Source organism: Candidatus Nitrosocosmicus oleophilus (assembly GCF_000802205.1).
Taxonomy (GTDB): domain Archaea; phylum Thermoproteota; class Nitrososphaeria; order Nitrososphaerales; family Nitrososphaeraceae; genus Nitrosocosmicus; species Nitrosocosmicus oleophilus.
Genome location: NZ_CP012850.1, coordinates 267727 through 293563, shown reverse-complemented (window position 1 = coordinate 293563; position 25837 = coordinate 267727). Strand labels below are relative to the sequence as shown.

General features: G+C 33.9%; 27 protein-coding genes. 14 read left to right on the top strand and 13 right to left on the bottom strand.

Features of this window, described 5'->3' with window-relative positions; genetic code table 11:
- Window positions 1-54 precede the first annotated feature (54 nt).
- Both hsp20 and NMY3_RS01475 read left to right on the top strand, forming a co-directional pair.
- On the top strand, window positions 55-624 hold the full coding sequence (gene hsp20 / locus NMY3_RS01480) for an archaeal heat shock protein Hsp20 (protein ID WP_196817193.1): 570 nt from the start codon (window positions 55-57) through the stop codon (window positions 622-624).
- Between the two features lie 67 nt (window positions 625-691).
- Window positions 692-2953, top strand: a complete 2262-nt coding sequence (locus NMY3_RS01475; RefSeq protein ID WP_196817192.1) for a CDC48 family AAA ATPase — start codon at window positions 692-694, stop codon at window positions 2951-2953.
- Window positions 2954-3275: 322 nt separating this feature from the next.
- On the opposite strand, the gene NMY3_RS01470 is transcribed toward NMY3_RS01475, so the two are convergent.
- Complete coding sequence (locus NMY3_RS01470; RefSeq protein ID WP_196817191.1) at window positions 3276-4667, bottom strand: phytoene desaturase family protein; 1392 nt, start codon at window positions 4665-4667, stop codon at window positions 3276-3278.
- A 90-nt stretch (window positions 4668-4757) separates the two neighbouring features.
- Between NMY3_RS01470 and NMY3_RS01465 the strand changes: the two genes are divergently transcribed.
- Window positions 4758-5354 (top strand): TetR/AcrR family transcriptional regulator, encoded by a 597-nt coding sequence (locus NMY3_RS01465; RefSeq protein WP_196817190.1) that lies wholly within the window; start codon window positions 4758-4760, stop codon window positions 5352-5354.
- 214 nt (window positions 5355-5568) lie between these two features.
- Here NMY3_RS01465 and NMY3_RS01460 read toward each other — a convergent pair whose 3' ends face one another.
- The gene (locus tag NMY3_RS01460) at window positions 5569-6567 is read right to left on the bottom strand and encodes a hypothetical protein (protein WP_196817189.1); all 999 of its coding nucleotides are present in this window, start codon (window positions 6565-6567) and stop codon (window positions 5569-5571) included.
- A 200-nt stretch (window positions 6568-6767) separates the two neighbouring features.
- Between NMY3_RS01460 and NMY3_RS01455 the strand changes: the two genes are divergently transcribed.
- The 3 genes from NMY3_RS01455 to NMY3_RS01445 all read left to right on the top strand — a co-directional run bounded on the left by NMY3_RS01455 (window position 6768) and on the right by NMY3_RS01445 (window position 9120).
- Window positions 6768-7205, top strand: a complete 438-nt coding sequence (locus NMY3_RS01455; protein ID WP_196817188.1) for a hypothetical protein — start codon at window positions 6768-6770, stop codon at window positions 7203-7205.
- A complete protein-coding gene (locus tag NMY3_RS01450) occupies window positions 7202-7552 on the top strand; it encodes a hypothetical protein (RefSeq protein WP_196817187.1) in 351 nt (116 codons plus the stop codon). The genes NMY3_RS01455 and NMY3_RS01450 overlap by 4 nt, the downstream gene beginning before the upstream one ends.
- Before the next feature lie 374 nt (window positions 7553-7926).
- Window positions 7927-9120 carry an MFS transporter gene (locus tag NMY3_RS01445; RefSeq protein ID WP_196817186.1) on the top strand — a complete coding sequence of 398 codons (1194 nt, stop codon included), beginning with the start codon at window positions 7927-7929 and terminating at the stop codon, window positions 9118-9120.
- Window positions 9121-9508: 388 nt separating this feature from the next.
- Here the strand turns inward: NMY3_RS01445 and NMY3_RS01440 are convergent, their stop codons facing one another.
- The gene (locus NMY3_RS01440; RefSeq protein ID WP_196817185.1) at window positions 9509-11011 is read right to left on the bottom strand and encodes an MFS transporter; all 1503 of its coding nucleotides are present in this window, start codon (window positions 11009-11011) and stop codon (window positions 9509-9511) included.
- Between the two features lie 196 nt (window positions 11012-11207).
- On the opposite strand from NMY3_RS01440, the gene NMY3_RS01435 reads away from it, so the two are divergent.
- Entirely contained in the window at window positions 11208-11351 is a 144-nt protein-coding gene (locus NMY3_RS01435; RefSeq protein WP_196817184.1) for a YHS domain-containing protein, read from the top strand.
- A 21-nt stretch (window positions 11352-11372) separates the two neighbouring features.
- On the opposite strand, the gene NMY3_RS01430 is transcribed toward NMY3_RS01435, so the two are convergent.
- Window positions 11373-11897, bottom strand: a complete 525-nt coding sequence (locus tag NMY3_RS01430; RefSeq protein WP_196817183.1) for a winged helix-turn-helix transcriptional regulator — start codon at window positions 11895-11897, stop codon at window positions 11373-11375.
- A gap of 387 nt (window positions 11898-12284) precedes the next feature.
- Between NMY3_RS01430 and NMY3_RS01425 the strand changes: the two genes are divergently transcribed.
- A complete protein-coding gene (locus NMY3_RS01425; protein WP_196817182.1) occupies window positions 12285-12980 on the top strand; it encodes a hypothetical protein in 696 nt (231 codons plus the stop codon).
- Window positions 12981-13081: 101 nt separating this feature from the next.
- Here NMY3_RS01425 and NMY3_RS01420 read toward each other — a convergent pair whose 3' ends face one another.
- A complete protein-coding gene (locus tag NMY3_RS01420; protein ID WP_196817181.1) occupies window positions 13082-13309 on the bottom strand; it encodes a hypothetical protein in 228 nt (75 codons plus the stop codon).
- A gap of 311 nt (window positions 13310-13620) precedes the next feature.
- Here NMY3_RS01420 and NMY3_RS01415 point away from each other — a divergent pair, with 311 nt between their 5' ends.
- Entirely contained in the window at window positions 13621-14202 is a 582-nt protein-coding gene (locus NMY3_RS01415) for a hypothetical protein (RefSeq protein ID WP_196817180.1), read from the top strand.
- A 76-nt stretch (window positions 14203-14278) separates the two neighbouring features.
- Here NMY3_RS01415 and NMY3_RS01410 read toward each other — a convergent pair whose 3' ends face one another.
- A complete protein-coding gene (locus NMY3_RS01410) occupies window positions 14279-14527 on the bottom strand; it encodes a copper resistance CopC family protein (protein WP_257720043.1) in 249 nt (82 codons plus the stop codon).
- Window positions 14528-14581: 54 nt separating this feature from the next.
- Here NMY3_RS01410 and NMY3_RS01405 point away from each other — a divergent pair, with 54 nt between their 5' ends.
- Window positions 14582-14737 (top strand): hypothetical protein, encoded by a 156-nt coding sequence (locus NMY3_RS01405; protein WP_196817178.1) that lies wholly within the window; start codon window positions 14582-14584, stop codon window positions 14735-14737.
- Window positions 14738-15156: 419 nt separating this feature from the next.
- Here NMY3_RS01405 and NMY3_RS01400 read toward each other — a convergent pair whose 3' ends face one another.
- The 5 genes from NMY3_RS01400 to NMY3_RS01380 all read right to left on the bottom strand — a co-directional run bounded on the left by NMY3_RS01400 (window position 15157) and on the right by NMY3_RS01380 (window position 21170).
- Entirely contained in the window at window positions 15157-16485 is a 1329-nt protein-coding gene (locus tag NMY3_RS01400) for a hypothetical protein (RefSeq protein WP_196817177.1), read from the bottom strand.
- 340 nt (window positions 16486-16825) lie between these two features.
- The gene (locus NMY3_RS01395; RefSeq protein WP_196817176.1) at window positions 16826-17224 is read right to left on the bottom strand and encodes a cupredoxin domain-containing protein; all 399 of its coding nucleotides are present in this window, start codon (window positions 17222-17224) and stop codon (window positions 16826-16828) included.
- Window positions 17225-17731: 507 nt separating this feature from the next.
- Window positions 17732-17974, bottom strand: coding sequence for a hypothetical protein (locus tag NMY3_RS01390; RefSeq protein ID WP_196817175.1), 243 nt, complete (start codon window positions 17972-17974; stop codon window positions 17732-17734).
- 615 nt (window positions 17975-18589) lie between these two features.
- On the bottom strand, window positions 18590-19528 hold the full coding sequence (locus NMY3_RS01385; protein WP_196817174.1) for a sulfite exporter TauE/SafE family protein: 939 nt from the start codon (window positions 19526-19528) through the stop codon (window positions 18590-18592).
- A gap of 124 nt (window positions 19529-19652) precedes the next feature.
- Window positions 19653-21170: a rhodanese-like domain-containing protein gene (locus NMY3_RS01380; protein WP_196817173.1), complete on the bottom strand. Its 1518-nt coding sequence runs from the start codon at window positions 21168-21170 to the stop codon at window positions 19653-19655.
- Between the two features lie 97 nt (window positions 21171-21267).
- Here NMY3_RS01380 and NMY3_RS01375 point away from each other — a divergent pair, with 97 nt between their 5' ends.
- Entirely contained in the window at window positions 21268-21801 is a 534-nt protein-coding gene (locus NMY3_RS01375) for a hypothetical protein (RefSeq protein WP_196817172.1), read from the top strand.
- A gap of 58 nt (window positions 21802-21859) precedes the next feature.
- Here the strand turns inward: NMY3_RS01375 and NMY3_RS01370 are convergent, their stop codons facing one another.
- Window positions 21860-22402, bottom strand: coding sequence for an OsmC family protein (locus NMY3_RS01370; protein WP_196817171.1), 543 nt, complete (start codon window positions 22400-22402; stop codon window positions 21860-21862).
- 138 nt (window positions 22403-22540) lie between these two features.
- On the opposite strand from NMY3_RS01370, the gene NMY3_RS01365 reads away from it, so the two are divergent.
- The 3 genes from NMY3_RS01365 (at window position 22541) to NMY3_RS01355 (ending at window position 24182) form a co-directional block, all read left to right on the top strand.
- On the top strand, window positions 22541-22807 hold the full coding sequence (locus NMY3_RS01365; RefSeq protein ID WP_196817170.1) for a hypothetical protein: 267 nt from the start codon (window positions 22541-22543) through the stop codon (window positions 22805-22807).
- 297 nt (window positions 22808-23104) lie between these two features.
- Window positions 23105-23368: a hypothetical protein gene (locus NMY3_RS01360; RefSeq protein WP_196817169.1), complete on the top strand. Its 264-nt coding sequence runs from the start codon at window positions 23105-23107 to the stop codon at window positions 23366-23368.
- A 334-nt stretch (window positions 23369-23702) separates the two neighbouring features.
- The gene (locus NMY3_RS01355) at window positions 23703-24182 is read left to right on the top strand and encodes a pyridoxamine 5'-phosphate oxidase family protein (RefSeq protein WP_196817168.1); all 480 of its coding nucleotides are present in this window, start codon (window positions 23703-23705) and stop codon (window positions 24180-24182) included.
- 23 nt (window positions 24183-24205) lie between these two features.
- On the opposite strand, the gene NMY3_RS01350 is transcribed toward NMY3_RS01355, so the two are convergent.
- On the bottom strand, window positions 24206-25150 hold the full coding sequence (locus tag NMY3_RS01350) for a TIGR03619 family F420-dependent LLM class oxidoreductase (RefSeq protein ID WP_196817167.1): 945 nt from the start codon (window positions 25148-25150) through the stop codon (window positions 24206-24208).
- Between the last annotated feature and the right edge of the window lie 687 nt (window positions 25151-25837).

Below are 25837 nucleotides of genomic sequence, written 5' to 3'. Positions count from 1 at the left end.
GTTAGAAAAAAATATATTTGTAATATCCTTTACACACTTGTTAAGGTGATTTGAATGTTTGACTATTGGGATGGAGAAATAATTCCAAGAAGAAATGCATTCAGAAATTTTTTTAATGAAATGGATCGAGAGTTCGCACAAGCTGAAGATATGATGAACAGGGTCTTTAATACCGCAAGAGGTATTAGTCCTATGACAGCAGACTCATTTAGAGAAGCATCAACATTTCCATATTATTACGGATACCAAATAACGATAGGAGCAGACGGTAAGCCTCATGTCAGAGAATTTGGAAATGTTAGACCAGGAGCCAAAGGACTAGTAGAACAATCAAGTGTTAGACAACCATTAGTAGATACAGCGGTGGATGAAAAAAACAATACTCTTGTTGTAACAGCAGAAATGCCTGGGCTATCAAAAGAAAATATCAAGGTAAGTACAGTAGGGAATCTCATAACTATACACGGAGAAAAGGATCAGAAAAAATACCATGCAGAGATTCCTGTAGATGTAGAAATGGATGATGAGTCCACAAAAGCCAGTTATTCAAACGGTGTCCTAGAGCTAAAGTTAAAATTAAAGAAACAGACAAAGGCAAATGCAAAAGAAATCAAAATAGAGTAAGAAAAGACGAAAAGACATTTTCAATTTTTATTTTACCAAAAAAAAACGATAAAGGTGAAAAAGACAAATGGTAGATTATGATAATAAAGATCAAAATCATAACCAAGTGATATCTCTGAAAATAGCAGAGACTGACCCAAAATTTGTAGGAAAGGGTATGGCTCTTGTAGATCCAGATGTAATGGAAAGAATGCAATTAAAGCCAGGAGATGTGATAGAGATAATTAGCAAGAAAAACAAAACAACATATGTTTTGCTATGGTCAGGTCCACCCGCTGATTATGGAAGAGGTCTTCTTAGAGTGGATGGTTATACACGCAATAACTTATGTGAAGGGATCGATGATCGTGTAACTATCAAAAAGGTTCAAAATATAGAAAAATCAGAGCAAGTCATATTTTCGCCAACAGAAGATCTCAATATTGTTGGCCTAGAAGAACATCTTCCTGAATTACTTGATGGAAGAGTAGTAACAAGAGGTGATATAATTCCTGTAAATATTATGGGAAGAAAAATCGGATTTGTAGTTAACAGTACAAGTCCTACTAACCGGGTAACCATAATAGATTCACATCTAACTGAATTTATTATTAGCTCCATTTCAAAGGACACTTCAAAGGGTGTGATGCCTAGGATCACTTATGAAGATATAGGAGGACTAAAAAATGAAGTGCAAAAAGTCAGAGAAATGATAGAACTTCCTCTCAGACATCCTGAAATATTTGAAAGAATAGGTATAGAATCTCCAAAGGGTGTTCTTCTATATGGACCGCCAGGAACTGGCAAGACACTGTTAGCAAAAGCAGTAGCAAATGAAACAAACGCCAACTTTTATTCCATTGGTGGACCAGAGATAATGAGTAAATTCTATGGCGAGTCTGAAGAGCGGTTAAGAGATATCTTTAAGCAGGCTCAAGAGAAATCTCCATCCATTATTTTTATAGATGAAATTGATTCCATAGCGCCAAAAAGAGGAGAAGTCTCAGGTGACGTGGAAAAAAGGATAGTGTCTCAATTATTGACCTTGATGGATGGATTGATGGCAAGAGGAAAAGTAGTAGTAATTGGAGCTACAAATAGACCAAATGCTATAGACCCAGCTTTAAGAAGACCAGGTAGATTTGATAGGGAAATTGAAATAGGAATTCCAGACAAGGACGGAAGATTCGATATTCTTCAAATTCATACTAGAGGGATGCCCTTAGCTGAGAATATAAATCTTGAACAGTTTGCTAAAGTAACACATGGATTTGTTGGAGCAGACCTTGAATCTTTATCAAAGGAAGCCGCTATGCGATCTCTTCGTAGGGAACTGCCTAAAATAAATATGGAACAGTCAAAAATACCAATAGAAATCCTTAACAAAATAAAAATAACTAATAATGACTTTGAAGAAGCATTAAAGGATATACAGCCTTCTGCTCTCAGGGAAATCCAGATTCAACGGCCTAATGTAACTTGGGAAGATATTGGCGGGTTATCCAATGTTAAAGACGAACTGTCCCAAGTAGTAGAGTGGCCACTTAAGTATCCTGAGTTATTTACAGAAGGGGATGTTAAACCACCTAAAGGTCTTTTGTTATATGGACCTCCAGGCACGGGAAAAACTTTGATAGCAAAGGCTGTAGCAACTACATCAGAGTCTAATTTCATCAGTATCAAGGGCCCTGAATTGTTATCTAAATGGGTAGGAGAATCCGAAAAAGGAATAAGAGAAGTATTTAGAAAGGCAAGACAATCTTCTCCCTGTGTTATTTTCTTTGACGAGATTGATTCTATTGTTCCTAGAAGAAATACCGGATCAGGAGCATCGGATGCCAATGTTACTGAAAGAATGGTATCTCAGCTATTGACCGAAATTGATGGTCTCGAAGATTTAAAGGGGGTCACCATACTTGGAGCTACAAATAGACCTGACATAATAGATGAAGCTTTACTGCGTCCAGGGAGATTTGATAGAATAATAGAAATTCCTCTGCCAGATAAGAATGCTAGGCGTCACATACTGTCAATACATTCAAGGAAAAAGCCATTGGATTCTACATGCGATCTTGACAGAGTAACGGAGTTAACGGAAGGCTATACCGGTGCAGATTTAGAAGCTTTGGTAAACGCTGCAGCCATAGCAGCTATTAAAGACCATATTAGTTTGATGCAAAATCGGGAGACCACAGACTCAAATTCCCTAGTAAATGAGAATCATAACAATAAGATAACATGCGATAGCGTTAAACCGAAACCGATCGGATTAAAGATAGGCATGAAGCACTTTGAATATGCGTTGCAAAGGATAAAGAAAAAAGAGACGTTACATTCTGTCATAAAGTAATTTACATCGTCTTAATTTATTTATTGTTACTCTTAAAAGGACCAATAGATCAATAACAATTATTTCATTGTGTGTATTATGCCCATATTTGATCTGTTCATCGCCTAAATCTAAATATTTATCAAGCAACAGTTCCCTTATACCTAATGGATTATAAGCCTGACCGGCTGTTTGATTATTTTAATGTTATCTAAATAAATATTCTTGATCAATGTATTAGAACCCCATTACCACCGGGAACTTAATCCCCACGGATGAGAACTGTTACCACTAATGAATAGAGAATATTTTAAACCCTTCAATGGTAGGAGTGGAACTAATGTTATAGTTTCCCATCATGTATTTCAATTTCCTTATTTTCACTCAGAATTTTTAGTGCTACTGCTTTAGCACTTGCAAAGCTTGTATCTGCCAACATTCCGTCTGGACCTACCCAATCACCGATAATGTAAAGATTATCTACTCCTGGAACCTCCATGTTAGGTCTGTTTTCCATAAAACCTTTATTATTATTAAGAAAGGTATTGGAAGCTATCATGTTTGGAAGGAAGCGTTGCCTCACAACCATTTTTCTCCAGCCAGGCTGAACCATATCTAAGAGCCCTTCTAACTCCATTTTATCTTGTATTGGATTTAGCTCGGTAGAGGAATCCAAATATTTTATTGCATGAAATAGCACTCCATTTCCATCGACCGACAGTTTAGCGAACTCAGAATGCAATGATAGGTACAAAGGTACATCCATTCCATATGCTCCATAAACATTGGGATTAGGAAGACCGCTTAATGCAATGTCTAAAGTTGCAACCCTAGCAGGTCTATTCATTTTTTCAAGGTGACTAAGAAACTCAGGATTGACTAACGCGTTGTCCTTTAAAAGACTATATACATGAGAAGGATTAGTTGCAATAATGACATTATAATATGAAATGGCCGTATTGTTAGATAATCTAATTTTCCATTTTAATTGTCTATTTGGTCCATTATTGTCATAACTTTGCGCAATAAAATCCACATTCTTACCGTACACAAACTTTACCCCATTCCTTTTCGCAATATCAGTTAGTTGATCTACTAAGGTCTGCCATCCTTCATCTATGTAGATTACACCTCCAGCAACAGCTGTTTTTATTTGATTTAATGCTAATTTGGCACTCAAGTTTTCTGCATTATAAGTATATGTGGAAATCCTACCTAGCATTTTTACAAAGTCTTTAGAGTCAGAATTTTTGAAACTCTTGTCTAACCATTCCTGAAAACTGATCCTCTGGAGTCCATCAAGATTCATCTTGTTCAATTTAATTAAAAATCTTATAATTTCAATCTTACCTCTGAAACCCTTTAGTAATTTTGTTGCTAAAAGCTGACTTAATTTAATAGGCGATTGATGTATCTTTTCTTTATCCTTAACAAAATATTTGGTATAGTCAACTTTTTTACCATTATATATTACGTTTAATTCATTTAAAATTCTAGATCCTAGCCCATCTGCGTAGAGTGCATGGGGACCCTGATTAAAATAGAATCCATCCTTCATGGTGGTTCTAGCTCTTCCACCAAATTCACTAGATTTTTCTATAATAGTAACATTCTTTCCATTTCGAGATATATATACCGCGGCAGTAAGACCGGCTAAACCTCCACCAATTATTGCTACCTCTTTTGTCTTGTCTATGGGCTTGTCCATTGTTATATTTATAAATTGGTTAGTCATCCAACTTATTAACAACAAGCTATCTTATTAATATTTGGTTGGCTATCCAACTAAATTTATATTAGACCGATTACCTAGTTTATTGACAGATTGAGTGAAAGCAAAGAGCAAAAGATCAATGAAATTTTAAAGAATGCATTGAAGGTCCTTGCTAAAAATGGATATGAAAATACTACAATAGCAAACATAGCAACAGAATCTGGGGTAAGTAGAGGCATATTACATTATTATTTTTCGAATAAGGAAGATTTGGTAAGTAAAGTCTTGGCGTATAGCTCTGAAAATATTATTCAAACTACCATTAAGGGTATTAAAGGAAAAACTGCAGAAGAAATAGCGGATAATATCATCAAGGACTGTATCCAAAGCTTTAAGGAATATCCTGACTTTTATGCATTTTTGTTTGAAATGTGGTGTGCGTCAAGAAGAAGCGATAAGATCAAAAACGAGTTAATTATCTGCAGCGCTAAAGTAACAGAATCGATTGAGAAAGTATTGGATGAAGCAATTCAAAATGGAATATTAAAAAAGAGTATAAAAAATACGGAGGAAATGTCAAAAGTACTTTTGGCATTGTTTAATGGAATTGCTTTCGAAATATTAATGGAGCCTTCTAGGGATTTAGAGAATTTGAAGTATTGGATACAAGTTAGGAATATGATATTGTCAATTCTAAAATCACAATAAATAATTGTATAATATATTAGAACCCTACTACCACTGGGAACTTAATCCCCACGCGCCCAAACTCAATGATACTGTACTTAGTAATGATATTATGACTCCCTGGTATTTGAACCCTTCTCAAAACTCTCCTATAGAATTAATTCGAGTTAATATCATATCTTTAACACATCCCCACTGCCGTATCCAAACATATTATGAATTCATACTTAGATAATTATGAATTGCTTGCGGATTGTATCCATAAATTATCGAAAATGGCTAATAAAGAACTAACAGTAGGTTCACTATTTGAATAAGTAGCCAGCCCAAATGGTAAAGCTTTTGCATAGACATTTTCTTGTCCTTTATCCTTGGATTCAATTGCTATAGATACCATTTTATCAGAAATTACTAACATCAAATTAGTTTTGAATAAATCTTTTAGATAATGAATTTCAACTTTCTCGGCCTTTAAATACTCTGATAAGTATTTTGTTACTATATGATGAGTATACGCATTTCGATGTATCAACAATTTAATCTTTATTTTATCTGATATAGAAACGAATTCTGTTAATAATTTAATGATGTACTCTATATTCTGTTTGTAGATATCCTCATTATCTGACAGTATTATTAATATCTCTGCAACAGTGTGTTTAAAAATTACTTGTAGCAATTTTTCAATTTCTGCAAGGTTTCGAATAGTTTCAATGAATTCACGTTTTACCCCTTTTTCTATTTCTTTTATTCGATCCAGCGCAGGAATTGCGTTGGTCCAAAACGAGTCAAAAATATATTGACCTTGTTCTACAACTGCTTCTATATCACTATAAATGCATTGAATAATTAATCGTTTTTGAATTATCCGAGTTGTAGACATAAATTCCTTTTCACTAACAGCAATTCCTCCCTTGATACCATCTAAGTGACAGAATTCATCAACGACTTTCATTATTTCCTTACAATATGCCAAGTTTTCTTTAGTAATTTCAGTAAGAAATCTGATTTTACAGCCTCTTTTTGCTAGTGTCTTATAATTGATAAAATAATCTGGAATAGTGACTATAGTAGAAGGTGCATTAGCGTCTACGCATATATCCATTTTATTATTTATGTTTTGCAGAAATTCTACACCTTTCTTGAGTATAGATTCTGGGTCATACATGATATGTGTGGTATTTTTATTTCCATTGGTATCGTCGATATTAGAATTAAGATTGTCTTGACCCAAATAATCATCTTAAATATTCAAATTAATTAAGTTTTTGAATCCGTCTTAAATCAAAATCGTTATCATCTTGCTGAGATCATGTTCAACCTTGAATCGTATCCCACGTGTCCAGTTAGACAACATTAGACAATCAGCGGATTAACTATACCTAATTATTTGATGTAATCTTTATTTACGCTGTAATTGGGGATATACTCTAAATGCAACATTTGACATGTGCTGAGTGCAAATGCTCTCCAGAAGCATGTTCAGATGTCATTTGGAAATGTAAAAACTGCGATAAGAAATCTTGCTGTTGTATATCTGCCCATACAAATAAATTTAATCCTTGGAAGAGGTCCTACTTTTTCCGACAGATATCTCAAAACATTAGAAGAACATTCATTGCCGCTCTAGGTATTGAAATTCTATGTATTATTTGCGCTGAAATAGGAGAAAATATTGGAATATCTGTTTTTGGTTTCAATCTATATGGGATTGTTATAGCATATACTTTGGGATTTGCATTAGCAGGTTTTTCAACCTTTATGACTATAATAGGACGATATGATTTTAAAAATACTCAGGAGATAAAAAAATACGGGGTTGTTGTTCCTTTTTGGAAGAAAATGCAAGTAAAGGTTTTATCTTTAATTTGATAACGACATTTGTTAATTTTAAGCGAGGATTTACACACTTTATTGATAATTGGAATAACCCACAAATGAAAAACATTTTAAGGACTAGTTTGATAGTTTTGATTACTGCAGAAAGTGCATGTATATTAACAGCAGAGACTGTAACTATTCTATTTTATCAATATTCTGCATTCATGGCTATTCCTCTAGCCTTGATAATTGGAACATTCACACTAACACTGGTCGAATCGACAAGGAAGATGAGAAATCAACAACAATCAAAAGTCCAGGATTGTTGTCTGTCTGAATCGCAATCCGAATTTATCAGTTCCTCTGATTTTAGACGGCTAAGCAAAAAGAGTTCATAATCCTTTTAGATTTTTTAATAACAAGATATTTTGAATCTGATTCCTCATGACACATTGTATCATGAAATATATAATAGGTTCTGGTAACGACATCAACATCCAAAACCAAGAAAACTCTTATAGCAATACAGCAGGACAACGACATTCTTTTCTACCTTCTTTTCTTTTTGCTATTTTAATAACTCTATAATTGTTTATTTACATTGATTTGTTTACGCATGAAAATCCATAAGATGTCTTTCGAAAGTAGCCCAAAAAACTTAATTCTTATTATATAGAGAACATATTGATTTAATATCAATAAAGACAGGGATGAAGATAAAACAATTAGACTAGGTCTACGTCCTAACATTAATCAATTCTTAATTCTTGTATTGGTTAACGCATTTGTCGGATCCATGATTGGATTAGAACAAACTGTAGTTCCTCTTATTGGAGCAAACGAATTTGATATTCAATCTAATGCATTGATAGTATCCTTTATTGCAAGTTTTGGGTTAGTCAAGGCATTCCTGAACCTTTTTGCAGGAAAAATCTCTGACAAATGGGGTAGAAAAAATGTATTAATCTTGGGTTGGTTATTTGGGATACCTGTTCCGATAATATTGATTTTAGCACCAGACTGGAACTGGGTCATAATTGCAAACGTATTTCTTGGTATCAATCAAGGTCTCGCTTGGTCCATGACAGTGAACATGAAGATCGACCTTGTAGGAAAAGAGAAAAGAGGTTTTGCACTTGGATTCAATGAGTTTTCAGGATATTTTGCTGTGGCCATTGTAGGTTTTATCACTGGTTATATTGCATCTGTGTATGGATTAAAGCCATACCCATTTTATCTTGGAATTATTTTTGCTGTTCTTGGACTATTGATATCGTGGCTAATAGTGAAAGATACAAGAAAGTTTACTCTTCTGGAGATAGAAACTCAGGATAAGTCAAAACCTGTAGATGAGAATAATGTTGAGATGAACGGAAACTTGAAGTTCGTTCAAGTCTTTTTGCAAACATCTTGGAAGAACCGTTCCTTGCTTGCTATAAGTCAAGCGGGGTTAGTAAATAATCTGATATTTGGTGTGTCTTGGGGGTTATTTACCCTTTATTTTTCTTCTTATGGTTTAAGTGCAAATGATATTGGATTCCTAAAAGCATTGCATCCAGGAATTTGGGGTGTTTTACAACTTGCAACCGGATTTCTGTCTGATAAGATCGGACGGAAAATTCTCATTTTTCCAGGAATGTTCATACAGAGTATAGGGGTATGGACCATACTATATTCACAAGAAGCCTTGGGCTGGGTTGTAGGAATGTCATTTTTGGGTTTGGGAACTGCTTTGGTGTATCCTACATTACTTGCTGCAATTAGCGATATAGCACATCCTAATTGGCGGGCTACATCTTTGGGGGTTTACAGATTTTGGAGAGACATGGGCTTTGTTATTGGGGCCATTGGAATTGGATTTATAGCGGACCTGTTTAACACATTTGTTGCAATTCAGGCAGTTGCATGGATAGGTTTGGCTTCTGGTATCGTTGTAATATTCTTGATGAAAGAAACCAAGACCTGATGCCTATTGTTAACTTTGGTATCTAAAAGGGGATTTGTCATATAACTATACAGCCATATAGAACTTAATACACATGGATGAGTTCGAACACGTTTATGATATTCCGAAATTGGCAAGAATTCGACTTTAATTTATCTTTGAACATCTAAAGATATACCAAATCTGCTTCATTGTGTTATTCCAAAAATCGATCCACTTTCTGTGCTGTCGTATATCGTTTAATTCTAGGATTGGATTCAACCTTGAATCGTGTCCCCCACGCGCCCAGACTGTTATTAATAGAAATTCAAGATATGAATAAATTATCTTATCAGTCGATTAATTTTTCATAGCCCATCTATTGGAATTATTCAATATATTAAAAAGATGAAAAAGATTTGTTTCCGATTTATTCCTTTGGCCTCGTTCTTATGAATGATACTGCTGTTAACGATGCAATGGCTGAGATAATTGCTGCACCAATAAAAGCCAAGTGAAATCCTTGATTCAATGCCTCTAACATATTAGTTCCAATATCAATTAGGAGGTCGGAGTGAGAGGTCGACAATGAAACCAATATTGCTAACCCTACTGCCGATCCTATTTGGTAAGTTGTATTAACTAAACCTGAGGTTATACCAGAGTCTTCATTTCTTGCATTTGATATAGCCGAAACCAATATTGGAATATAGGAAAAAGACATTCCCAATGCGGATATGATAGATGCTGGTAGGACATAAACTAAGAAGATATGGTTATTATCACCTTGTTCAGAATTTGCAGGAATAAAACTAAAAAGAATTAGTCCTACAGTTAAGAGGCCAAGGCCGACAATTAGGTTTTCCTTAACACCTAGTTTACCTATTAATCTAGGCATTAACCAAGTCATCATCATCATTATTAGTCCTGTCATTGGTAGCAATGCTAACCCACTCTCTAGAGGTCCATAATGGAGTATTTGTTGCAGGTATAGGTTAAGGAAAAACCACATTGAAACCCATGAAGCTCCCAATAGAGCCATTACAATATTAGAAGAAAGAAGATTCGGTATTTTGAAAATATGCAATGGAATTAATGGGTCTTTACTTCTTTTTTCAATCGCAATAAAACCAACAAACAGTGCTGTTGATGTAGACAAAAGTATAGTTGTTTGTATTGATGTCCATCCATTTTCATTGGCTGTTACAATCGAATAAATCAATATACCCACAGATGCGGTGATGGTTAGTGCACCCAAGTAGTCGATACTTCCTTTCTTTTTTACTCCCTTGGGAATTAGTTTGGGGATCAAAGCGAGTACTGCTATTCCGATAGGAACGTTTATCAAAAATACCCATGGCCAGTCAAACCAAGCTGTAATGATGCCTCCTAAAAATACTCCTGCAGTTCCTCCAGCTGGTGCAGCTGCTCCCCATATACCCATAGCTTTATTCATCTCAGACTTGTTTGCTGAAAATAGATTCATCACAATGGATAAAGCTGAAGGTGCAATCAAAGCAGCGCCTAATCCCTGTAAGACTCTAGCAGTTATGAGCATATCATTTGACATTGCTATTCCTGCTAAGACTGAAGCTCCAGTAAGAATCAAAAATCCAATAGTAAAGACTTTACGTTGACCTAAAATGTCTGATAATCTACCACCAAGTAGTAATAGAGCGCCAAAAGTAATTACATACGCATTAAAAATCCATTGCAACTCTGTTTGAGTTATGCCAAAATGTTCTTGAATAGATGGTAAAGCTACTCCTATGATTGATGTATCTAAGATTATCAAGAATTGAGCTAATGACAATATGGTTAATGCTTTCCATCTGTTTGGGTTTGATACTAGTATTGAAGAAGGAGAAGGAGAAGGAGAAGGAGAAGGAGAAGTAGAAGTAGAAGTAGAAGTAGAAGTAGATGTAGATGTCAAACCGCAACCCTCCTAAACATATGTGAGTCAAAATTTTTTGCCGATAATATTTCTTTAGTTGTAATCATATCTAGTTTATTAAAGAAAAGGGATAGATAAGACAGTGGCTTTACAATTGTAAACATTATGCATGTCGCTATGTATTTTACATTTGTAAAGTCTTCATAGTTAAATATGTTATCACTTGTAATACATTATGGCAAAAGACCCAGTTTGTAATATGAATGTGGATGAAAAAACTGCAAAACATGTATCGGAAATCAATGGCAACAAAGTGTACTTGTGTTCTGCTGTGTGTAAACAAGAGTTAGAGCAAAATCCTTCAAAATATGGATACTGATACAAATCGTAATAGTAGATATTATTCATCCAACTCAGATTTTCCTTCATATTTTCTTTTTATTGATTCGATTCTACCACGGTATTTTTGACTATAACCGGATTTACAGGAAACACAACAAAAGAATCGCTCAATATTTGCAAACTTTAGGATTTTAGGTTTACCAAAAACTGGACCCTCGCAAAAATCACAAACAATATTTATTGCCAGCCCACTTGAGATTTTTTTCTGAATTTCATGTATTTCTTCTTTTAGAGTGTTATCCTGATTACTCCTGTAGAGATTTTTTCTTTTCTTTACATTTTCATTGAGGCTTTCCAACTGGATGAAATTCTTTTCCCCGTTCTCGACTGATTCAATTTTCTCAAAGTCAAAAACTGGTAATACACCTTTTATAAACCCAATATTTACGAGTCTTTCATATCTGGCTTTTACTGTTGGGGTACTTATACCCGTCTCTCTTGATATTTGTCTAAAAGATTTTCTACCATCTTCTAATATTGACTTTAAAATAGACACGTCGATTTCGTCCAGACTGACTGGCATACAGTTACCAATTTATTATATTAAGATATATTACTCTTTACATTTGTAAAGGTTCGTAGTCATAATTACTAAATGCGACTAGTCAGCGAGGTTCCAGGTTTATCCGGTACAAATTCAATTACGAATCCTTGGATTTGACTCAGAAGATACTGTAGGTACCTTGAACCGATGATATTTATGAATAAGCAAGCTATGTTATAAAGTCATTACAACTTTTTTGCATTCAAAAATATGATATAATGTGCATTGTCTCTGAGTAAGAATAGCAATATAATAAATTTGATATATGATATGCAAAGTTAAACGAAGTAAGGAATTAACAAGGAAAATGAGTCATGAAATCAAAGGCATCAACTATAAAAGAATAGATCTTACATTAAGATTATCATGGCCAATATGACATCTTGTTTCATTATTTTGGCATTATCATTTTGTTTCTCAATTTGTCAAGGAATTATAGGTAGTGTTCAATATGTAGTTGCTTTTAGTGAAGATGTGTCTGAAAACATGGTCAAGGACCATGATGATAGTATGAATATGACAGAAGGAGATCCAATTGAACAACTAATATCTCCAATCACAGAATGGCTAGGATTTTTTTCACTTGGAATGGTCGCGGGTCTTTTTGTTTTCAATAACAAGACTGACAAACGTATTGATAACCAGGGTAATAAAACAAGATCGAGGAACTTAATCATAGCGATTTCAATACTTTCTGTTTCTGTAGGCATTATTCATGTACTTTTGGTTCCTGAACATTCACAGGAGTCATGGATATGGGGTATGATATTTTTGGTTTCCGGATTGGCCCAAATAGGTTTTGGTATCGCCATATTACTTGTAAGAGAACACTCTCTTAGAAATATCCTCTATTACATAGGGATCATTGGAAATTCAATGCTCGTCATCACCTTTGTACTCGTAAGGCTTGTCACTCCTCCATTTTCACCTGAAGTGACCCCAATAAATGAGTTGGAGCCAAATGGTATAATAACTCTAATTATTGAAATAATCTTGGTTATTTTAATGTCATATCAACTAAAACAAAAAGACCTTACAAAAGAGAATGTACATCAAAATTAACTATCTTATTTTAGTAATGACTCGCCAGTCTTAAACAAATTAAGAGGTTTAAAAATAAAATACTAATGGAAATAAAAGACATTGAAATATCTTATTTCTATTTAACTAAGATTCTTTTGAGCCTCTTGAATGTGCATAGTTGCACCGTTGTTGTCATTAGATTGTATGGCCTTGAGTGCTTCATCAACATGCATATTTGCAGTATTTCCAGAATCACCTGTAGTTTTTGAGTTTGTTTGTCCCAAAGCAATGTTATTATTCATAGCTATTCCATTCATTGCAAACAACGTCATAATGAACATCGAGGTGATTGCTAAGTACGTAATCATTAGAAAGGATTTGTCATTAAAGAATACCCATCGTAATGTCCCGCTATGCATAAAAAATTGCTTTTCGGTTCCTGTATCCTGGGGTGAGACGAAATTAATTTATGTGTCAAAGTCACAGAAAGTTTACGTGTATATTTTTAATCAATCATTTCACTTTATGGCATCAATTATTGTTTTAGATTAGCACTTAGTAGTATTACATATTGGTCAATGGATGTGAATAGTAATAACAATTCTATATCTTCATTCCCACCTCATACCTAGTCACAGCACAAGCAGATACCGATAATTTTTCGAATTTTAATAAGTTATTGAACGACAAGCCGTCAAATATTCAACAAAATGATACCAGCAGCATCGTGAAAGCACATGGTCACTTTGCTAATAATCAGATTAAAGACAATATTGTAACTTGGATTGAAGGTGGAATGTGGAATCTAGACATTGTAAAGGTATCCAACAACAGCAGAGCAACGACTCCAAATATGACTGCGGAATTCACATCTAATTTTACGATGATAAAACCAGATGGCAGCCTATCTCACAATCATATAATTAACAATTTCAAATCAGACAATGTAATATTTGCTGGTAACGACATTGTTATTACAGGAACGTCAGATATTCACTCAGATAACGGGATTGAATACAGTCAAGTGCCAATTACAGTTCATCTAATGGGCAAAAAGGTACTAGGTCTTATGATTGATGTTAATAAAACAGGCGGTCATTTTTCTGGAGATAATGAAATGTTTGGGACGATGATTAGCGGTTTTAGTTTGGATAATTCTACTTCCGTCAGCAATGGTACTACTATTAACGATGATATGACATATGAGTCAAATGCTTCTTACAGTACAAATATGAATTCAATGGCTTATATGACACATTAATGTCAAGTAGTATGCCCAAATAAATTAATTAATTATAGCGTAGTATTACGATGGTTGACACACTAAAATTCATTTTTTAGCTCCTGTCAGAAGCATATGAAAAAGAATGTGAGCCTTTAGTAATCAAACCATCATCCTTACAAAAGACGAACCATTCTACAAAATAATCACCTGATACTACTTTGGATGCATTCAAAGCTACTGTAAGTTCTTTTTCAGAATCTCCTAATTTGAGATCATTATTGTCGATCCTACTCCCATTAGAATCCGTGACTCGAATAGTACTAGCATCCAATACAGGCCGTTCATTAAAAGTAATGGATATCTTGTCAGATCTCCTGCTTTGTCGGATTCCTATTATAGAGTAACAGAGAATGAATTGTTAGAAGATTATCTAAAAGTTCAGAATATTTTAATTATCGACTCAAAAAATCAACTCGAAAGCCAAATAAGAGAACAAACTGATAGAAATCAACAAGATAATTATGTTATAAAAGGAAAATTATTAGAAAAGAAGAAGAGATCAAAAAATTAAATGAACAATATCAGAGTGAAATTAAGAATTTAAGAGAAGATATGGAAAGTAAGTTTCAACATCTAATTTCAAGAATTGATTCAACAAGAATTTGAACTCAGGTTGTGCGGTGGGGGGACCTTTCAGGTGGCAGTGTGATTAACTCAGGATGGAAAAACTCTACAACAACGCATCTTGTTTTGGAAGGTTCTGGAACCATTTATTCAATTCCTTCAATGTCAGTCCATTTGTTTCCAATAACATACAACAATTAACTTTTTTTAATCTAAGAAGATAAGAACCTAATGATGTGTATATACGTATATAATATATATTTTTAAATTCTTTTATACCAGGTAGATTTTAGATATCGTTGACCCTACTATCGCATAACTTAGTTATACGATTTTGAAGTCCGTAATGTGCAAAAAAAGAGAGTGTTATATGATGCTTTCAGTGCCAACAATGGATATTGTCTTTGTACTTTCTGGCACATGGAAGTCTAAGCTTCTAAAAGTATCTGAAGTATTGCCATTTGTAACAACCTCTACATTTTCACTATATTCTGATTGCTTCCCATCTAGTAATATCTTAAACGGGATATCCTTTGTGCCGTCTTTTGAATCTAGTAGTAATCTCGGTACATCAAATGCGATATTGCCACCATCAGGTGCGTTGACACTTAAACCCAAGGTGTTATTTGAAAGTGAGAATAAAGAAGTTGGATAAATATCTTGACCATGAACCTGTATGAATCCCAAGACTAGATATGGTTGACTAAAAGGTAATACCGCAAATGGAGATGAAACGGATTCGGGTCCTATAACAAATAGCTTATCATTACTTTTAGTAGAAACATATAGTTTTTGAGTTTCAGAGTCAACGACTATATCCTGTGGAATCATATTTAGATCAATTGTCGATATATATTCATTGGTTTGTCCATTTATCTTATCGATGTTCTGACTGTTTCCATGAGTAACATATACAACATGGTCTTTTTCTTCAACGGCGACTGCTTGACTTGGAGAAGAAACAGGTATTTTATCAATTAATTGATGTCCTATAGTATCAACAACTGATACAAAATAGCTTCCCCTATTGGCAACATACGCCTTGTGATACAAACTATCTATAGCAATATGCCATGGACCAATCCCAGTTTCGATTTCATCTAATATTTGATTAGTTTCGGTGGATATGAAAGTAAGTTTATTTCCAGTAAGACTTCCAACGATAAGTGTATTCGTAAGAGGATCAACCTGTAAAGCCATGGGATGATTTGCAACTGGAATTTCTGCAATAATTTTGTCATTTGTAGTATTAATCGCCAGTATTTCATTTGCATCAGCATATGCAGCATATAAAACCTTGTTTTGAGGATTATAATTCATCGCCCAAACTCCTCTTACAAATTCCGCAGCTGTTAGTACTCTGTCGGCTAGAGGAGTTGGAGTCGAGTAAATGGCACCAGGCAGTTTGATTATGTTAGAAATGTTTTCTGTCTTTTTATCATATACTTCTATCGTTCCACTCTTAAATGGTGCAAGGTAAATCTTATCAGGTATAGACACGGCATCTATGATACCTGCTTTAGATGATGAATTAATTACATTTGCTATTTCATCGTTAGTTGTATTAATTATGGATACGCCAGATTTACCAAAATTTGAAACATACAATAACCCTTCATCTATCGTCATTCCCATGGGTCTAGATACTGGGATTTCATCTATTATATGATGTGCAAATACGATATTTGACGACAAGCCAAAATATATTGTGAAACTAAGAAAAAGAAATCCAAAAAGAACTAGAGGTATTTTTTCTTTAACATGAATCTATTACTATGGTGGTATATTAAAGATTATTGCCCTTCTCTATTCTAAGACCATGACTTTAAGATTATACTAAACAGTAGATAATAACATGGTTTAACTATCGGTTTACACTTGTTTATTAATTTGGATGGTTGGATTTATTCCTATGTTCGATAATTTTAAAGTAAATGATTCATCGTAACTATGTCAATATTTCTTAATTTCTGAAAATATTACAATTATGCTGTAGGTTATAAGAATATTGATCAAAAAAGAGATGGGATTTACGTTACTTCATTATTACCATGCCAACCATTGCTGGATGTAAGGTGCAAAAGTATGGAAATTTTCCTGCAGTATCAAACGTATGTTCAAAAGTCTTTCCCTTGTTAATTAAAGCGGTTGCACCTGCTAACCCAGAATCAAATTCCTTTCCAGCATCATCTGCGCCAATTAGTCCAGAAGTTACGGTATGAAATGCTGTATCATCATTTGTCCAAACAACTGTTTGACCCATTATAACCTCTACTGGATTGGGACTATAAGCGTCATCAATCAAAGTAGATGCACCAGGTACAATTGAAACTTGAACCTTACATGTGCTTGTAGAATGGGTATTGGTAGTATTCTGAGCAGTTGCATTGGTAGTATTCTGAGCAGTGGCGTTGGTAGTCGTATCACATAACAAAACGACAATACTAAGGATTGCTACAAGATTTGCTATTAAAATAATAGAAGATTATTGACATAGATGCTAAAGGCACTGCAATTAGAATAATTGCAATTTTGTTTTGTTATACTATATTATACTCGTAAGCAAATACAAAGCCTCAATACAAGTGGACACAAAGTTCTCAACGATTTGGATGACAACTTTAAGATGTAGTAATGAAACGACCTAAATTTGTGAAGATGGAAAGTTAACGTTTAAACCGTGGGGTAGATGTTGTGTTTAGTCGTCAAATCGTATATACATTTGCATATGTATCCCGTACGTATTGACAAAAGTTGTTACTGGTAACAAATGAAATGGCGCTTTATTAGGGAGATACAACCTGCTTTTAGATTTAATAATATTTGATATACCGAAGAAGGGAATTGAGATGGAAAAGTAATTCAAACAGGGGATCTCAATTCATCCATAACTAAATAATTCCAGGAATGAAAGCAGTAAAAAAATAAATAATTTAATCTGTTACTGAGGTGACATTTGATGTGTTCTGTTTTGCATCATCTTTTGCTCTCGTAACATAAGTGGATTATCGGTCTGATTCTGTAGCATTTGATGTGTTCTGTTTTGCATCATCTTTTGCTCGTGTTGGATAGAGTATGAATTTTCAACTAAAGGTGCAATTAGAACTATGGATAAAATTATTGCAAAAACAGTTAGTATAGTTGTACCCTTTCTTGCCCGTTCATTGTTTTTAAAACTGAACATTCTGATTCAAGGTGAAAGTCAAAATATATAAGATTGCCAAACACAACCATCCAAGGAGTAAGGACACAATAATAGTTTAGAAAAAATCAAAAATGATTTATTGTTTCTTAAGATAACTCTGTTAATTTCTTAATTTATCTAGGAATCTATTTTGAATAGAATTTTGATATATCTGCTTATCTAATAACTAGCAAATCCGGGCGTATTTTTTTCCTAGTGATTTGACAAAGCTGTCTCACGCTAAACCATAATCACCGCCACTATTTACAAATACTATATCCTTGTCAATGCACTATAGCCATTACCTGCCTGTTTTAGTAATTTTGTTACATTCCTATCTTGTCGCAATATTAGAGTTATTTCTTCTATCTTTATGCGCATAAAAGTTTAGGTCATTCTACGAGGACGTGCAATAATGAAGAACTTTGTCTTCATTTTACCGTTTTTTAAATTAAGCGGCCTTTTAGATACCCACTTTTCATAGTTGACATACTGTCGATTCCACTCATAAATTGTATTCCTCTTATTTCATTTTCCCAATTGCTAGCAACCAAGGATTTGAGGATTTGTTCTTCTATCGCAAGCAATTAATTACAGTATAGAATGGAATAACGGTCACCACATTATTGTTTTTATTATTATGTATATAGCAACAGTAATTAGCAATATTGAAAAGATTTTTGTTAATAGCGTTTTGGACGCCCTTGATGATAAGGCCATTCCAACTTTTCCACCCACAATACCGCCACAGATTAACAGTATGGCTATAAAGAAATTGATCTGACCTGAAAGCGAATAACTAGCTGCAGTAGTGAGACCAAAAAAACTTACAGGCAATAGCGACGTTCCAATTGAATTTACAATATTTATATCCAGATACATTAGTGATGGAACCATTAAAAAGCCTCCTCCGATTCCAAAATATCCTGCCGCCAACCCTACCAGAGTTCCCATCATTGCAACTTTTAGATGCGTGTACCTTTTATTAGTGCCTGAATTAGTTTCGGTCTTAAGTTGACCTCTTGTTTTTTGGTCTGCCTTGTTGTCTTCGGTTCTTTCTTGTAAATAATCATCAATAACATCTTTGTCATTTTTCTTGTCTTTCTTTTGTATTAGTAAGTTGATAGCTATGGAGATCATGAATAATGCAAATAAAATTAAGAGGCTACTTGCAGGCGTTAGTAAACCCAGATAAGATCCAATTAGGGTTCCCACTACTCCAGGAATAGCAAATAGTAAACTTTTATTCAATAATACATGGCCCTTTTTTTTGTGATCAAAAAAGCTAATTAGCGCATTGATACCAACCACAAGAGCAGAAGTTCCTATTGCGACATGAGGTTCCAACCCTATCACATAAACTAATAATGGTACTGCTAATATAGAGCCCCCTCCGCCAATCAATCCAAGAGAAAGTCCAATCAGCATTCCAATGGCAGTTACTAGAAATATAAGAAAAGAGTAATAAATGAGATCAGCCGAAATTATTTGGGAAAACGAAATTACTTGCAAAAGGTTTTGTAGCAATAGGCTTTCAAGGTCTACACAAATCATTTCAAGAATGAAATATAAAAAATATATAGGCCAGAAAAATACCTCTGCTATCATCTACTAGTCTATTTCCCACTTGCAGTATTATAAAAAAATAAGTTTGACATTCTAGAATTAAATTATCCCACTAGGAGGTAACACTACATCTGTTTGGACCTATTTCCAATTCAAGGATTTCAAATGATGATGGATATGGTTTTTCACCCTTGTTAATAGATATGATTTCCAAATAATTAGGCGGAGCTGCCATTACTTTAGCAGACAGGTTCTGTATGAATTGTTCCCGGGTCAATTTTTGATTCAAAAATATGCCCTTTTCCTTTAGTCTACCTAATGTAGAAGATAAAAGTTCGTTTGCCTTGACATCTTTGTCAAAATGAGAGGGCAGTATCACCGTGTCACTTGGTAGGATCATAATCTTTTGATGTAAAGTATTATACAAATTCTCTGAGAATTCTTTGGCCTTATCTCTCAAATCTGGTCTTCCGACACCATTTACAAATAAAGTATCACCAGTAAATAGTAATCTCGTAAATTTTTCTTGGCCGTCTACGCTATTGATGTCGCCTTCAATCAAAAATGAGATGCTTCCCAAGGTATGACCTGGAGTGTGGATTGCCTTTAGTTTGATTTTGCCTACAGATATGATATCACCATCTTTTACGCGGTTAGTGCTAATTGCTTCTTTAGAATAACTTTCATAGCTGCTCTGGAGATATTGGGCGCCAGTTACCTTTGCTAGTGAGTTTGCAGCCGAGACATGATCCGCATGTTGGTGAGTATCGATTATTTTGATAATCTTTGTTCCTATTTCAGAAGCTTTATCTAAATATTCATTAATAGGATAGACGGGGTCGATTATCACAGACTGACCACCTGAATCTATCAGATACGACATACATCCTTTACCAATTCTTCTAATTTGAAATAATCTTATCTTTGTAGGTAAATCATCTATGTTATATTCAGTTGTCGCGATTTCAAATGAAAAACTCCATGCCTTTAATCCTCCCTCTAATGAGCTTACATTGTAACCGTATCTTTCAAGAATATATTTTCCAATAGTAGACCTATTTCCATGGGGACAAATTGTTACTATTTTTTTGTCATTTGGGATCATAGCTAAGGATTCTGGATCGGACATTTTGCCTAGAGGAATGTTCTTACTACCATCTATACTCCATTGACTAAATTCATCAGGCTCCCTCACGTCAAGAAGAAACAGATTTTCTTTGGTTTTTTCTGAATCAATTAATTTCTTCAAGTCATTTGGAGATATGTCTCCATCTATAGATTCATTGAACTCCCACTTCCATGATGAAATACCACCTTCTAAATATCTTGAATTTAGTCCTATTTGCCTCATCATTTCTGCCATTTGTTTTGTATAGTTTTCTTCTGAATCATCTGGTGTTTGTTCTCCGACTAAAACGATCTCCATGTCTTTTGGTAATCTAGGCATAATGGTCCTTTTGGTTTCCTCATTACAGACCGCACACGCAGAGCCGGGAATATGGCGTTTTTCAAAGGTCTTTGAGTCTCTTATATCAAATAGCAGTAGTGGAACTCTACTATCAAGTTTTGATTTTAATTCATCAGAAGTTATAGAGAGATTGCTATTTTCTAATAGTTTATTTCTATTCATATATGTATAAATAAAATTAGTGAAAACAATATTTCTATCAGACGTTCACATCGTACTTATTTGCAAGTATACTCGTAATAAAATGGATTAATACTAAATGTACCGCCAGAAAGGGAAAAAAACCTCTACAGTATCCTTTAGAATAAACACAGAATATGATGAAGCATTGAGAGCAGAAGCAGAAGAAAAGAAAGTTAGTATGAATACACTTGTAAATCAGATATTTGGAGAATATGTTGACTGGAATAAATATGTAAGAAGATTTGGAACAATAATTCTAAGCCGTAAAGCATTCAAATTGCTATTGGATAGCCTAGATAATGACAAAATAAATACACTTGCAATAGATATCGCCACAAAAGCACCTAGGGAGTTCATTCTTTTCAAATGGAAAGAAATTGATCATTCCCATGTGATTGGCTTTATTAAAATGTTTTTTGAACATTGTGGATATGGACAATACGATCACCAGGTTACAGAAAGTAAAGTAAACAAATTTAGCATACGACATGAATTAGGCAAAAAAGGATCAATATTCTTGAAAACATATTTAGAAACTGTAATTAGAGACACACTGAGAGTAGAATGCCAGTCAATTATCACAGACAATTCGGTTACCATAAGTTTTTAAAATAAATAGGACTTAATCGTCATTCGCCATTCTTGGGAAAAATTGCTATAGTCCTATTTTATTTCAATTTAGCATTTACTTTAATTATATGGCTCATACTGTAAATAGCTGGAAATCTTTCTTCAGCCATGGTTATCAGATGTCTAAGCTGTTGCCTATCTAGGGTAGTTGTATTATCAATGCTATCCGCATCAATTTCAAAATTTATTCCTTCAGTGATAGGCTCTTCTGAAATATCAAATGTTTTGGCAAAATTTATGTTACATTCTGCATTTATACGCATTTTTCCAAGTCTAATACCTTGTTTTGATAGAATAGTCATGAATGTGGTTATAAAACATGAAGTTATTCCTGCAACGCAGTACCCCATTGGACCTAACCTATTACCACTTCCTCCTAAAAATGATGGTGAATCAATTTCAATTATTTGCTTTCCATTCTCATACGCCAGTTCTGTTTTGAATTGATATCCTTTTTGAACATCAAAATTCCATTCTCCCTCTAGTTTAACAGGTTTCTTTAAAAATTGATCATCTTTTTGTCCCTTTTGTAATGTTTCTTGTATTTTGTCAAGGTTGATATTGTTTAATATATTTGACATAAGGTTTCATACGTTATGATTATTAATTAATCGATACCCCGATGTTTTTGTTATGCTCTTGATCGACTACCAAATAATACTAAATGAAAAAATACAAAAGGAATTTAACAACATGTTCAACAATAAAGTGAAAATGGTATGAAAAACAAAAACAAAAATAGAATAATAAAAGATAAAGCAAATAATGATAGTTATACATTCTTAAACAAATCAGAGCCTCCTTCTGTCTTACAATCAAAAAAGTATCTAGGCGAGATAGAAATTAATGAAAAAACCACAACAGAAAATTTGGATGAAATATACAAGAAGAAAAAGGTGTTGACTAATCAAGATATGGCAAAGTCTTCTAAAGGTCTAAAATTCAGTAATCCTTCGCAAAGAAATCATTCTTCTATCTACGAGTAATCATGGATATTGAATACTCAACTAGAACTCCACTTTATTTGCATTAACAAGTACAGGAAAGGATGTTAATGTTGTTTGCTTGCTTACGCTTATGTTCTTTTCAATTTAAAAAAAATAAGATCACTTCATTCCCATACCCATTGTCATATTCATATCAACCCTACTCATCGCCATAGGCCCATTTTTAGAGGGAACCAGTGAGAAAGTCATCATACCATTAGTTTTGTTAGTCCTTCAAATATTCATCAGATATCTGTTGTACTATCGGTTTGGTCAACATGAAATGTTGCTAAAGCAATGTTTTGTTTTCGCAAGGTCAAGAGAAGTCATGTATCAATTTGGAAATGGATTCAGAAATTTCGTCATCGAAGGATATCATCAACAAGGAGAAATAAGATTTCAGAATACATTGTAGATGAAACCATATTACAGGTTGGACCCGAATACATCTGGCTATGGGTATCTATTGAGCCAGAAAACGGTCAAATTCTCGCACAAGATATAACTCAAAAGAGAAACATGCTCATTGTCGAGCGCTTTCTGTCAGGTGTTGTTAGATAATATGGAAATCATCCTATTTCCACCGATGGCGGTACATGGTATCCTCAAGCCTGTGAGTTTCTCAAAATGGATCATCATATTCATTCTCCTCTTTGGAGAAAAGCCTTATCGAAAGAACTATGCAGTACATTAAGGACAGGACCGAATGTTTTGATGACTACTTTTCCTATAGAATAAAGAAGTGTAAACTAAAACACGTCCGGAATTGGTTAAATCTATTTGCAGATTATCATAACAAGGAGAGGATTCATCCTTAAGTTAACAGCGCCCTTTTTTCTGATCCAAACCCATATATAAATAGAAATACGGCAATAATGAGGTTGAATGATAACTTATGCAATCAAACAATCTTCTTATTCGAGAAATAATAAATAGAGCAAGAGTTGCCAGACTTTCAACAATTGATTATGAGAAAAAGATACCTCATATAGTACCTGTCGTTTTTGCATTTGATGGCCATCATTATTTTATACCTTTAGATGAAAAAAGAAAAAAAGAAACTGTTGAAAAACTAAAAAGAGTTAAAAACATTCAACATTACCCCAATGTTGCATTACTCATAGATGAATATAATGAGAATTGGAGCAAATTAGTTTTTGTAATGATTCAAGGTAAAGCATATCTAATTGGAGAAAAAGATGTAGAAGAAAACGGTGAATGCTGTAAATATGATGATTATAACAATAAAATTCCTTTATTAAAAGAGGGGCATAAATTACTATATCAAAAATATACTCAATACCAAAAAGTAGGAATTGGTCATCATTGTATAATAGTTAAACCACAAAAAATAATATTTTGGAAGAACAAATGATTTTTTCTTTTGATTAAGTTTACCTACCTGGCAAATTTTGAAAATTGTTTTGTGAGGTCAATCATTTTATCTATATCTTTCCCAATAGGTGAAAAGTTGTAAGCAAATATTATATGATCCACATCCAAGTCTTTTATTTTCCTTATATCGTCACCAATTTCATCAATTGTTCCTGTCAAAGTAGGTCTATCAGCACTATTATCAGAATTAACAGCACTATCTTTAAGATATGGATAAGCTAGGAGAATAACTTTAAAATTAGCAGAATCTTTGTTAGTCTTATTTATTTCATTCCTAAAGTTATTCACAACACTTTGAACATAACCAAATGGTGCAATACCTCCAATAATGCCAAGCCAACCATTTAAATCATTTTCAACTATTCTTTTTATTGCATTGGGGCTAAAACCGCCAAGATAGATAGGAACATGTGGCTTTTGTACCGGTTTCGGTCCGATCTTTGATTTGGGTATATTATAATACTGTCCTTGAAATTCAACATTTTCATCCATCCATATCCTTTTTAGCATCTTGACGTATTCATCGGCTCTTTTTCCCCTATTATTAAATGGGATATTAGAAGCTTGGAATTCATCTTTGGACCAACCGATACCTAGTCCAGAAATGACTCTACCTTCAGAAAACACATCCAGCGTAGCAAGTCTTCTCGCTAAAATTACAGGATTATGAAATAGCATATCTAATACCGATGTGCCCAAGAAAATTTTATTGGTATTTGCAGCTAAAAATGAGAGTGTCTCTAAAGGATCAAGCATTATCTGATATTCTTGAGGAAGGCTTCCGTCTGGAGTTGCAGGGTAGGGAGTTTGAGGGTTAATCGGCCAAAGGAGTCTTTCAAATGTCCATATCGAATCAAAACCTTCTCTTTCTGCAACTTGTGCCATATGTATCATATTCTCTTTTGTTGCCTGTGAACCAGCTTGTGGTAGTGAGATACCGACTTTCAAGATGAATAAAGTGATTCTTGTAATATTAAAACATTTTAGTGGGTAAAATCAAAACATTTGTCGAACATCTGTTCTACACCAATAGCGATAGCGATATTAATCCCTCTCCATCCCTACTCGCATTTATCATTTATTATTTGCTTTGCTTTGTTGCACGATTCGAATAATAGTTATAATATATCATGCTTTTTACGAATTGGGTTAAATCTTACCCATCAATCAACTGTTTAAGTTAGAAATGATTGGAAAAAAGCGGAAAAGGTGATCATGCAGCAAAGCAATTTGCTTTAATGAATAACTGAAAAATCATTAGTAATAGATTATACCAAAATCTTAAATCCTATCCGATGGAGTAGCCCTATAGCATTCTTATATTATTATTATTTTCCAACTTTACAATTTAATTCTAGAACTGTTAAAAATTAGGATATTGTACGTAGCTAGCAAATCAGATATATTTTTTCTATGCTACTAAATATATGAATAAAAATTAAGCCCTGAGGAATTTAGAAAATTCACAACCGCCTTAGAAACAATAGCAGAATTTTTAAATGCTGCTTTCGTGATTGGGTCTGTCAAGAGCCTTGCTATCGTTACCATAGATAAGGATCCCAGTGCTTTGATACGATCAAAAAATGTATCTGCAATGGATCAAACAATGATTGTAATACAATGAAAACCAAAGAA

Bases quoted from the DNA above. Each gene is read 5' to 3' on its own strand.
- NMY3_RS01385 (WP_196817174.1), bottom strand. From the start codon at position 19,528: ATGATTTGTGTAGACCTTGAAAGCCTATTGCTACAAAACCTTTTGCAA.
- NMY3_RS01355 (WP_196817168.1), top strand. From the start codon at position 23,703: ATGCAATCAAACAATCTTCTTATTCGAGAAATAATAAATAGAGCAAGA.
- NMY3_RS01380 (WP_196817173.1), bottom strand. From the start codon at position 21,170: ATGAATAGAAATAAACTATTAGAAAATAGCAATCTCTCTATAACTTCT.
- NMY3_RS01455 (WP_196817188.1), top strand. From the start codon at position 6,768: ATGCAACATTTGACATGTGCTGAGTGCAAATGCTCTCCAGAAGCATGT.
- NMY3_RS01470 (WP_196817191.1), bottom strand. From the start codon at position 4,667: ATGACTAACCAATTTATAAATATAACAATGGACAAGCCCATAGACAAG.
- hsp20 (WP_196817193.1), top strand. From the start codon at position 55: ATGTTTGACTATTGGGATGGAGAAATAATTCCAAGAAGAAATGCATTC.
- NMY3_RS01375 (WP_196817172.1), top strand. From the start codon at position 21,268: ATGTACCGCCAGAAAGGGAAAAAAACCTCTACAGTATCCTTTAGAATA.
- NMY3_RS01435 (WP_196817184.1), top strand. From the start codon at position 11,208: ATGGCAAAAGACCCAGTTTGTAATATGAATGTGGATGAAAAAACTGCA.
- NMY3_RS01425 (WP_196817182.1), top strand. From the start codon at position 12,285: ATGGCCAATATGACATCTTGTTTCATTATTTTGGCATTATCATTTTGT.
- NMY3_RS01430 (WP_196817183.1), bottom strand. From the start codon at position 11,897: ATGCCAGTCAGTCTGGACGAAATCGACGTGTCTATTTTAAAGTCAATA.
- NMY3_RS01475 (WP_196817192.1), top strand. From the start codon at position 692: ATGGTAGATTATGATAATAAAGATCAAAATCATAACCAAGTGATATCT.
- NMY3_RS01360 (WP_196817169.1), top strand. From the start codon at position 23,105: ATGTTTTGTTTTCGCAAGGTCAAGAGAAGTCATGTATCAATTTGGAAA.
- NMY3_RS01370 (WP_196817171.1), bottom strand. From the start codon at position 22,402: ATGTCAAATATATTAAACAATATCAACCTTGACAAAATACAAGAAACA.
- NMY3_RS01420 (WP_196817181.1), bottom strand. From the start codon at position 13,309: ATGATTACGTACTTAGCAATCACCTCGATGTTCATTATGACGTTGTTT.
- NMY3_RS01365 (WP_196817170.1), top strand. From the start codon at position 22,541: ATGAAAAACAAAAACAAAAATAGAATAATAAAAGATAAAGCAAATAAT.
- NMY3_RS01390 (WP_196817175.1), bottom strand. From the start codon at position 17,974: ATGTTCAGTTTTAAAAACAATGAACGGGCAAGAAAGGGTACAACTATA.